The sequence below is a fragment of the Halomonas icarae genome, assembly GCF_009901955.1.
GTDB classification, from domain to species: Bacteria; Pseudomonadota; Gammaproteobacteria; order Pseudomonadales; family Halomonadaceae; genus Halomonas; species Halomonas icarae.
Genome location: NZ_WUTS01000009.1, coordinates 23,564 through 33,465, shown reverse-complemented (window position 1 = coordinate 33,465; position 9,902 = coordinate 23,564). Strand labels below are relative to the sequence as shown.

Sequence of the window (9,902 nt, the reverse complement as noted above, 5' to 3'; positions counted from 1 at the left end):
GCCCATCTATTGTTACGTGGGCACCTAATGTCGCTGGCCAAGGGCTTACGCGGAAGGTGTGTTCAGCGGCCGCTTACTAGAAGTCGCCGTCGGCGCACTGTAGGCAGGTCAGGCCGAGCCGGCGCCAGCCGGCCACCACGGCGTCACGGTCGTCGATAACGAGCCAGGGCCGGTGGCCATCCTCGCGCATGCACTCGAGTAGCTTCGCCTTGACCTCTTCGTCGGCCACCTCGTCATCGCCTGCCGGGCGCAGATAGAGCGCGTCGAAGGGAATGGCATTGGCGACCAGCCAGTCCCGGGTGTGGGCCGCATGACTCGCCGGGCGGCCGGAGCAGATCAGGATGCGCTGCCCCTGGGCCTTGAGCAGGTTCACCAGACGGACCACCGGCTCGATCACCGGCGCTTTGGCCATGTGCTGAAAGAACGGGTCCCAGTGCTTCTCGGCGCCCAGTACCCAGGGGGCGACGGTCTCGGTGTCGAGCTCCGCCAGGGTGCCATCGACATCGACGATCACGGCATCGGTGGCTCCTTGACTGGAGCCCCAATGCTCATTCGAGAGAGTGGTGGCGTGCTGTTGGTCGAGCGGGCTAGAGGATATCTTGGCGGTCATCGTGGTTTCCAAGTAGATGGAAGGTCCAGCCCAGTGGGCCGGGACGTATCAAGAGCGGTCGGGCGTTGGGCAGCCGGGGACCTTCGGGGCGTCCGCGAACGAGTCGTTGGATCACCCGGTAGACGCCTGAGTGGGCGATGATCAGTGGGTACGGGTGAGCGGCAAGAGTAGCGTTGAGCGCAGCGACGACCCGTGCCTCGAAGCTCTCCCAGCTTTCGCCGCCGGGCGGGATGCTCATATAGGGCGGCTGATGCGCCAGCGGTGCGCACTCCAGCTGCCCCCAGTCGCGTTCGTCGAGCCCGGCGAGGCTCGCGAAATCCTGTCCGGGCACGGCAAGTTCGGTAGTCTGGCGGGCACGCAGAAGTGAACTTGTCACCACTTTCGACCAGGGTCGTTCGAGCAGCGGCCGGGCCGATCTTGCCTGGTCTTCACCCAGCCTCGTTAGCGGCACATCGGTGCTGCCACCTATCAGGCCATCGCGATTGAGAGGCGTCTCGCCGTGGCGCATGAACACAAAGGGGCTAGCCAGCAGCATCGCACACCTCGCTGGCCGGACGCAGACATCGAGTGGGGGTGGCCATGGCGAGTTCCCGTGCCGGAGGCGAGAGCGGGAAATCCTGCTGCCACTCCGGGGTCAGCTCGGTAAACAACGGCCACAGTTCCCGTGCCTGGAGCATGCTCATCAGTGTGGTGATGTCGGTCAATCGAGGATGGACATTCCAGCGTCGCCATGCGGCCTCGCCGGCGGCGACCTGGCGTCGGCGAGGCGGCGTCAGATAGCCGCTGTGCAGGGTGTGATAGCCGGGCCAGGTATTGCGGTGGCCATCGTCATCGACAAGCAGTAGATGCGGCGCGGCGGGTGGCGGTGCGGTGAGCAGTTCACGGAGCCTGGCGTCAATGCCTGGGCGGCGGAGTGTGGCCGGCAGCGCCAGCAGGCGCGTCAGCGCCTGGCGGCAGCCGTCGTCGAGGGCCAGCCGAGTGGCCCCCTCAGCGTTGCCATGCGTCGATTCCTGGTTATCGATGAACCACAGTGCTATCTCGGCGGCGCGACCGGAGGCCGGAACTGGCATCACGGTAGGACGCTCAAGGTGATCTGCCATGGCGGCCTGGGCTGCGGCCAGGGGCTGATCGTAGCGCCCGTAGGAAGCGTCCAGCAGGGCAATGGCGGCCGGCGGCGGTGGGTCGAAGGGAAACACCGCAGACTCCAGGCAGGTGTCGCCTGAGTAGAAGATGCCTTGGCCCAAGGCCAGATGCAGCCAGATACCATCTAGCGAGTGGCCGGCCTGGCCGGTGGTGACGCGTACACCGGCAATCCTCTGCTCTCCGCGGGAGGCAAGCGCTCGCCAGCGACGTCCGGCAGGCAGGGCCCTGGCTGTCTCGCTGGTGCAGTAGAGCGGAATATCGCTGGGTAGTTGTGCCAGGCTCCCGACATGGTCGGGGTGATCGTGGCTGAGCAGGATGGCATCGGGCCAGCCCCGGCGTTCAAGGTCGCTCACCCACTCGCAGGCTGCCCCTGGGTCCAGGGGACCTCCGGCATCGAGCAGCAGGCGAACCTTGGCCGTCTCTATCAAGATCGCCGCCGGCGCCTTGGCGCCGAGGCCACTGAGAACGGTGATCTCGACATGCTCTTCGCTGGTAATCTGGGTCATGCGTCCGGCTCCAGGCACCAGGCGCGCTGGATCGCGACGCCGACCGCACTCTCGGCGGCCAGGTGTGTCGGTGAATAGGCCTGCAGCTGGGTGCCGTCAGCGAGCCTCAAGTGCACTTCGTAACGTTCACCGCGAAAGATCGAGCTCACGACGCGGGCGCCTACCTGGCTACCTGAGCCGCTGTCGGGGTGGCTGCCCGACACAGCCCCGCGGGGCACAGTATCGATTGGCGTCAGGTGCACATGCTCCGGGCGCACCACGACACTGGTCGTCTCGGTGCCTTGCCCCTTGCCCCAGGCCCTGAGGGAGGCATTGAGGCATTCACCGCTGACCGCGGTGGATGGCGTCAGGCCGGGCAGCTCCATGACGCTACCCTGGCCGATGAAGCCGGCGACCCAGGGGCTGCGCGGCTGGCGATACAGGGTTTCCGGGGTGGCGAGCTGAATCAGCCTGCCGTCCTTCATCACCGCGATACGGTCGGCCAGCGACATGGCCTCGCCCTGGTCGTGGGTGACATAGACCAGGGTGGCCCGGGTGCGCCGGTGAAAATCGCGGAAACTGTCTTCCATGGCGGCGCGCAGGTGGCGGTCGAGGTTGGCGAGGGGTTCGTCGAGCAGCACCACCTCAGGGGAGGTGACCAGGCAGCGGGCCAGCGCCACGCGCTGACGCTGGCCGCCACTAAGGTCCTGGGGGCGGCGGCTGGCATAGGTCGCGAGTTCGACCAGCGCCAAGGCTTCGCCGACGCGACGCTGATACTCCTGGCCGCGAATGCCCTGGAGCTTGAGCGCATAGCCCACGTTGTCGGCCACGCTCATATGCGGCCACAGGGCGTAGGCCTGGAACACCATGCCCATGTGGCGCTCTTCCGGCGGCAGCGGTCGGCTGCCGTCGTCGAGGTGACGCCCGTTCAGGGTGATGCGCCCGGCGCTCAATGTCTCGAAGCCGGCCAGGGTGCGCAGCATGGTCGTCTTGCCGCAGCCGCTGGGGCCGAGCAGGGCGACGAACTCGCCCGGGGCGATGTCCAGCGACACGTCGTTCAACGCCGCCTGGCTGCCGAAGTGCTTGGTGGCGCCGACGATGTTCAGGCCGCGGTGGCCATCGCTGGCCTCGCGAATGTCGGCGTCACCTGCCGGCAGAACAGAATCCCTGGCCTCGGCGGGAGCAAGTGGGTACGCCGAACGGCGTAAGGTTGACAGAAGATTCATGACTTCACTCCTTCCAGGGGACCACGCCACGGGGCAGGCGACCGGCCATCAGGTTCAGGGTAAGCATCAGGGCGGCCACCAGGACCACGACCACCACGGCGACCGCCGAGGCCAGCACACTGTCGCCGCCCTCATCGAGGTTGAAGATCAGTACGCCGAGGGTCTCGTTGCCGGCACTCCATAACAGCGCCGATACGGTCAGCTCGTTGACCGCGGTCAGGAAGACCAGGATGCCGCCGGCGGCGAGGGCCGGGGCGGTAAGCGGCATGATGATGGTCACCAGGCGCCGCCAGGGGCTGGCGCCGGCCAGCTGCGCGGCCTCTTCCAGTGAGGCGTCGAGCTGTCCCAGGCTCGCCGTGACCGGCTTCAGGCACACCACCATGAAGCGCGCCAGGTAGGCGACCAGGATGATCGCCAGGCTGCCGTAGAGGCTCACCTCGATCATCGGCAGGGGACGCACGAAAAGCAGAATGCAGGCCACCGCCAGGACGACACCCGGCAACGCATAGGGAATCTCGATGACGCCCAGTAGCCAGGCTTGCAGCCGCTCTGGCATGCGTCCCAGGCGATAGGCCAGCGGCAGGCACACTGCCATCAGCACCAGGGCCGCACCGCCGGCCAGCCATAGGCTGTTGGACATGGCTCGCCAGGTCACGCCCTGGCGACCCAGCATTTCGCGGTAGGCCTCCAGGGTCGCGGTGGTGGTGTTCAGAGGCACGCCCATGGCCGGTACCAGTGAGCCGACCACCAGTGCCGTGAGCGGGGCGAGCAGAATCATCGCCAGCACCAGACCCATGCCCGCTTCCAACGGGACCCGAGAGCGTCCCAGAGAGAAGTCGTGAGCGCGTCCGCCGTGGCCGATCAGTCCGAACCGGCTGCGTCGTAGCAGGTGCTGCTGCAGGGCCACGCCGGCCAGTGCCAGCAGCCCGATCAGCACCGACAGCCCGGCCATCTCGGCGAGCACGTTGGTGCCGAAACTGGCCATGCGTTGATAGATCAGGGTCGGCAGCACCAGATAGCCGGCGGGAATGCCGAGCATGGCTGGGATGCCGAAATTGCCAAGACTGGCGGTGAAGGCCATGGCGCCGCCGGCGACCAGACCCGAGCGGGTGATGGGTACGATGATCTGGCCCCACACCTGACGCTGGCAGGCGCCCTGGATACGAGCCGCCTCGACCAGTTCTCGGGGTAGCGCCAACAGGCTTGTACGCAGCGCCAGAAAGACCAGAGGAGCGCTCTGGATGCCTAGCAGCAGACCGATGCCGGCCGGTGAGTACAGGGGCTGAGGGCTGCCGAGCTCCGGGGCCAGACCGAGGCTTGCCAGCAGAGGGCTTGCCGGGCCGAACAGCTGTAGCCAGGCCAGGGCCGTGACCTGGGGCGGAATCATCATCGGCAGCATGAAGCAGAAGACCCAGATGCCCTTGGCACGCACATCGGTCAGGGTGATGATGAAGGCGAAAAGGCTCCCGAGCGCCAGGGCGATCAGCATGCCCAGGGCAGAGGTCACCAGGCTGTGCCACAGGGCCTGCCAGGTGTCGGGGTCGCCGAGGACCTGGGCGAGGGGCGCCTCGTCCCTGAGCTCAAGCCCACCCAGCGCCTCGATGATGAGCCGGGCGCTCGGCGCCAGGCTCAGCAGTACTATCAGGATCGTCAGGGCGGTCAGCAGTCGGCGCTGGCGATCCGCCCCTCGAGAAGCGTTGTCCATCATCAGTCGCCGAATAGCTCGGAGAAACGAGCCTTGGCGGCGGCTTCTTCGTTCAGGGCCCGCTCGCTGTCGAGCGGCATCAGCGTAATGTCCTCACGGGCCGGGAAGCCGGCCGGCGGTGCGATGCCATTGCGTGCCGGCAGATAGCCCATCTCGCTGACCAGTTGCTGGCCAGACTCCGAGAGCACGAAGTCGACGAAGCGCTGGGCCGCTTCGACATCGTCGGCACCCTTCATGATGGCTACCGGCTCGGTGACGGCACTTGAGCCCTCCTCGGGGAAGACGAAGGTCACCGGCGACCCCTTGACGGCCTCGCGAATCGGCAGGAAGTCGACGACCACGCCGTAGGGCTTGGTGCCGGAGGCTACCGCCTTGAACACGCCGCCATTACCGCCCTGGGCCTCGGCGTCATTGGCCGCCAGTGCCTCGACGTAGTCCCAGCCAAGTGCGGCATTGTCGGTCAGGCTAGCCAGGTGAATCAGCGCAGCACCCGAGTAGAGCGGACTTGGCATTGTCACCTGGCCCTTGAGTGCCTCGTCGGTCAGGTCCTGCCAGCGCTGCGGGGCTTCGGCCGCGCGGTTGTTGTAGACGATGCCCGTGGTGATCAGCTTGGTGCCGTAGTAGTAGCCATCGCTATGGTATAGCTGTGCATCGAAGGCATCGCGCTCGGGGCTCTGGTAGGGCTGCAGCAGGTCATCGGCGATCAGCGACTCCATGGTCACGGCGTCGGCAATCAGCAGCACGTCGGGACGGCTGACGCCGGCCTCGAGTTCCGAGCGCAGACGCGCCATCAGGCGGGTGGTGCCATCGCGGACCCACTCGACGTCGATATCCGGGTTGGCTGCCTCGAAGGCGTCGACGGTCTGCTGGGCATCGCTGCTGGGCTGGCTGGTATAGAGCGTCAGGGTCGTCTCGGCGGCCTGGGCCGAGGCCGTCATCATGGCGAGGCTGGTGACCGCCAGTAGCGGCGTGAGATAGCGGGCGACGGTGGCAAGGTGACGTGTGGTGGACATGAAGCGTTCCTTGGGGCGATGGCGTGGGCGAATCATCCAGCCTGTGCGGCTCGGACGGCCGTCTCGCGATGGCGGGACCGGTGCGAGAACTGCCCCCAAAGGTAGTGTCATCTGTTTACAACATGGTGACAGTAAGCTTTCGTTTGAAGGCGGTTGGCTTTCGTTTTTCCGCCACTGACTTTCGCTGACCGGAGCCTCAATGGATCACCATGAACGCCGCCGTCACTTGTTGACCCTTATTCATGAGTCGGGCAGCCAGTCGCCGGTAGCCCTGGCACGGCACTTCCATGTTTCGGTGCAGACCATTCGTGCCGATATTCGGGCGCTTTCCGAGCGCGGTCTGGTGCTCCGTCGCCAGGGCGAGGTACTGCCCTTTCCGGGCCGCGAGAATGATGACTTCGAGCGGCGTGCCATCATCAATATCGACGGCAAGCGACGCATTGCGGCCCTCGCCCAGGAGCTGATCGAGGACCACCAGGTGCTGTTTCTGGGCACAGGAACCACGGTCGAGCAGGTGGCCTTGCGCCTCGGTGTGCATCAGGACCTGCAAGTCATCACCAATAATCTGCATGCGGCGATGGCGCTGTGTCATCAGAGCTGCGAGGTGGTGGTTTGCGGTGGGCGTATTCGGCGCCGCGACAAGGATGTGATCGGCGGCGATGCCTGGCGCTTCTTTCAGCGTTATCGGGCCGATGTGGGCATCGTGTCGGTGGGGGGCATGGACGACGATGGGCGGCTGTATGACTACAACGATGACGAAGTGATGGCGAGGGAGGCACTGTTTGCCCACGCCGCACGGAGGGTACTGGTGCTCGATCGCACCAAGTTCGCGACACGGCTGTGCTGCACGGCGGGGAGGCTTGACGATTTCGACGCGGTGATCACCGATCAGGCCCTGCCGGATCAACTGAGAAGCCCGCTGGCGGCCCGCGGTGTACGCTTTCTGAGTGCCTGATGGTGACCGCTGTCGCACCATTATCCAGTCAGTGCCCACCATTCGTGCCTGGCGCGATATCAAGCTGGCCTCGATGGACCACGTAGAGGAGCTCGAGAAGAAAAGGAGTAAAGAAGCGCGGTGCATTGTAGCTGCCGGCTGTCGCGTCCCAGGGTGAGCGCAACTCCGGCGACGGTGCGCTCCGGACCGTCGCCTGGCCGACCGGTCAGTAGCGCCTGGCATCGCCAGTCGCCTGTCGAGACCCCATAATGAGTGTTACGCGGCCGCCGCAGGCTCGGTTCTGCCGGCGGTCAGGGAGATACGCGAACTTCGAGGAGTGGGACACCATGAGCTATACGCCCTCGGCACACCGCTACGAGTGCATGCCCTACCACCGCTGCGGGCGCAGCGGCCTGAAGCTGCCGGCCATCTCGCTGGGGCTGTGGCAGAACTTCGGCGAGAACGCGAGCCCGGAGAATGCTCGGGCCATCTGCCGTACCGCCTTCGATCACGGCATTACCCACTTCGACCTGGCCAATAACTACGGGCCGCCGCCGGGCAGCGCCGAGTCGCTGTTCGGCCGACTACTCAACAGTGATTTCGCCGGCCATCGTGACGAGCTGGTGATCTCCACCAAGGCAGGCTACTGGATGCATCCTGGGCCCTACGGCGAGTGGGGCAGCCGCAAGTATCTGCTCTCAAGTCTGGATCGCAGCCTCGAACGGCTCGGGGTGGACTACGTGGATATCTTCTACTCCCACCGCTTCGACCCCGAGACACCCCTGGAGGAGACCATGATGGCGCTCGACCAGGCGGTGCGGCAGGGCAAGGCGCTCTACGTCGGCATCTCTTCCTACGGTGCCCAGCGCACCCGGGAGGCGGTCGAGATTCTGCGCTCGCTGGGCACCCCCTGCCTGATCCACCAGCCGAGCTACTCGATGCTCAACCGCTGGGTCGAGACCGATGGCCTGCTGGAGACCCTCGATGAGCTGGGCGTCGGCTCGATCGTCTTCTCGCCGCTGGCTCAGGGGCTGTTGACCGGCAAGTATTTGAAGGGCGTGCCCGAGGATAGCCGTGCCGCCTTGGGTCAGAGCCTGAAAGAGGGGCATCTCTCGCCCGAGAATCTGGCCCGGGTGCAGGCGCTTAACGATATCGCCGAACGCCGCGGCCAGAGCCTGGCGCAGATGGCCATCGCCTGGGTGCTGCGCCGCGGTCGCGTGACCTCGGCGCTGATCGGCGCGAGCCGCCCGGAGCAGCTGCTTGAAAGCCTGGGGGCCCTCGATACCCCTGAGTTCAGCGATGCGGAGCTCGCCGAGATCGATCGCCATGCGGTCGATGGCGGCATCAACCTGTGGGCGGCCTCCTCGCAAGGATGATCCTCGCTTAGCCCCTTTAGCCAATCCTCCACATCCCCTGGGCATGGATGCCGGCCACGTGGCCGGCATCTGGGGCGAACGGGCCGCTCTGGCCACCGACCTCGACCCTCCCGAAGCCCCGTGCCGGTCGATCGTCGCGGTGATGTGTCAGCCCACACACTCGAACATGAATGATATTGATGTTCGTCATGAGTTTCTTCAGCTTGCTTCATTAGGCGATGATTTCGATAATCCCTCCATCGCTTCGTCAGTGGCGTTCCCGCTGGGCAGTGACCGCCACCTCGGCCCGCGTTATCGGACCCGACGAGCTCGAATGGCGACGATCCAGGGCGTCATCTCGAATATCGATCAATAGAGAGATGCCTTGGGTTCATGTCTCAGGAAGCAGGATGGCAAGCCAAAATGGATAAGGATTTTACGTTTACCGTCAAGAGTATTCGTTTCGATGAGAACTATCGGCCATCGGACAATACCCGTATCACGACCAACTTCGCCAATTTGGCCAGAGGGGAGCAACGTAAGGAGAATCTGCGCAATACCCTGAGGATGATCGACAACCGCTTCAATGCCTTGGCGGATTGGGATAACCCGAAGGGGGATCGCTATGCCGTCGAGCTCGATATCATCTCTGTTGAAATGGCCGTTGATGCTGCCTGTGGTGATAGCGCGCTTCCGCTGATTGAAATCTTGAAAACAACGGTTGTCGACAAGAGATCCGGTGAACGTATTGAAGGCGTCGCCGGCAACAATTTTTCCTCCTATGTGCGGGATTACGACTTCAGTGTAGTGCTAAAGGAGCACAACAGGGACCGGAAGGAGTTCAGTGTTCCGAGTGATTTCGGCGTTCTGCATGGCAGCCTGTTCAAGGCGTTTGTCAACTCGGATACGTACAAGACGTATTTCAAGAAGCCTCCTGTCATCTGTATCAGTGTTTCGAGCAACAAGACATATCACCGCACCGAGAACCACCACCCCGTGCTGGGCGTTGAGTATGTTCAGCAGGAGCACTCACTGACGGATGACTACTTCGGAAAGATGGGGATGAAGGTTCGCTACTTCATGCCTCCGGGTAGCGTGGCGCCCCTGGCCTTCTATTTCATGGGTGACCTGCTGGGTGATTACACCACTCTGGAGCTTATCAGCACCATCAGCACCATGGACACGTTCCAGAAGATCTATCGCCCGGAAATCTACAATGCCAACTCGGCGGCGGGAAAGGCCTACCAGCCGAGCCTGAATCAGCAGGATTATTCGCTGACCCGTATCGTCTACGACAGAGAGGAGCGTAGCCAGCTGGCGACTGAACAAGGAAGGTTTGTCGAAGAGCACTTCATCAAGCCCTACCGACATATTCTCGAGCAATGGTCCGCCAACTTCGCTCTTTGATTCACCTATTACGAGATCTTCCAT

Annotated in this window: 10 protein-coding genes; 4 read left to right on the top strand and 6 right to left on the bottom strand. The window is 64.2% G+C overall.

What is annotated here, in order from left to right:
- Nucleotides 1–76: 76 nt before the first annotated feature.
- Genes GRB80_RS15965 through GRB80_RS15940 form a run of 6 tightly spaced genes read right to left on the bottom strand, consistent with a single transcriptional unit; the run spans nt 77 to nt 6,110 of the window.
- Nucleotides 77–610, bottom strand: coding sequence for a phosphatase domain-containing protein (locus GRB80_RS15965; RefSeq protein WP_237562129.1), 534 nt, complete (start codon nt 608–610; stop codon nt 77–79).
- The gene (locus GRB80_RS15960) at nt 588–1,145 is read right to left on the bottom strand and encodes a histidine phosphatase family protein (RefSeq protein ID WP_161424408.1); all 558 of its coding nucleotides are present in this window, start codon (nt 1,143–1,145) and stop codon (nt 588–590) included. The genes GRB80_RS15965 and GRB80_RS15960 overlap by 23 nt, the downstream gene beginning before the upstream one ends.
- Nucleotides 1,132–2,259, bottom strand: a complete 1,128-nt coding sequence (locus GRB80_RS15955) for an MBL fold metallo-hydrolase (RefSeq protein ID WP_161424407.1) — start codon at nt 2,257–2,259, stop codon at nt 1,132–1,134. Before GRB80_RS15955 ends, GRB80_RS15960 begins: the two co-directional genes overlap by 14 nt.
- Nucleotides 2,256–3,464, bottom strand: a complete 1,209-nt coding sequence (locus GRB80_RS15950) for an ABC transporter ATP-binding protein (protein ID WP_132041886.1) — start codon at nt 3,462–3,464, stop codon at nt 2,256–2,258. Before GRB80_RS15950 ends, GRB80_RS15955 begins: the two co-directional genes overlap by 4 nt.
- Before the next feature lie 4 nt (nt 3,465–3,468).
- Nucleotides 3,469–5,169 (bottom strand): ABC transporter permease, encoded by a 1,701-nt coding sequence (locus tag GRB80_RS15945; protein WP_374708678.1) that lies wholly within the window; start codon nt 5,167–5,169, stop codon nt 3,469–3,471.
- 2 nt (nt 5,170–5,171) lie between these two features.
- Complete coding sequence (locus tag GRB80_RS15940; protein ID WP_237562130.1) at nt 5,172–6,110, bottom strand: ABC transporter substrate-binding protein; 939 nt, start codon at nt 6,108–6,110, stop codon at nt 5,172–5,174.
- Nucleotides 6,111–6,381: 271 nt separating this feature from the next.
- Here GRB80_RS15940 and GRB80_RS15935 point away from each other — a divergent pair, with 271 nt between their 5' ends.
- From GRB80_RS15935 to GRB80_RS15920, 4 genes are all read left to right on the top strand, one after another.
- On the top strand, nt 6,382–7,137 hold the full coding sequence (locus GRB80_RS15935; protein ID WP_161424405.1) for a DeoR/GlpR family DNA-binding transcription regulator: 756 nt from the start codon (nt 6,382–6,384) through the stop codon (nt 7,135–7,137).
- 326 nt (nt 7,138–7,463) lie between these two features.
- Complete coding sequence (gene mgrA / locus GRB80_RS15930; RefSeq protein ID WP_161424404.1) at nt 7,464–8,492, top strand: L-glyceraldehyde 3-phosphate reductase; 1,029 nt, start codon at nt 7,464–7,466, stop codon at nt 8,490–8,492.
- Between the two features lie 58 nt (nt 8,493–8,550).
- Nucleotides 8,551–8,847, top strand: a complete 297-nt coding sequence (locus tag GRB80_RS15925) for a CBS domain-containing protein (protein WP_161424403.1) — start codon at nt 8,551–8,553, stop codon at nt 8,845–8,847.
- A 47-nt stretch (nt 8,848–8,894) separates the two neighbouring features.
- Nucleotides 8,895–9,878 (top strand): DUF1852 domain-containing protein, encoded by a 984-nt coding sequence (locus tag GRB80_RS15920; protein WP_132041946.1) that lies wholly within the window; start codon nt 8,895–8,897, stop codon nt 9,876–9,878.
- The last annotated feature ends 24 nt before the right edge of the window (nt 9,879–9,902 follow it).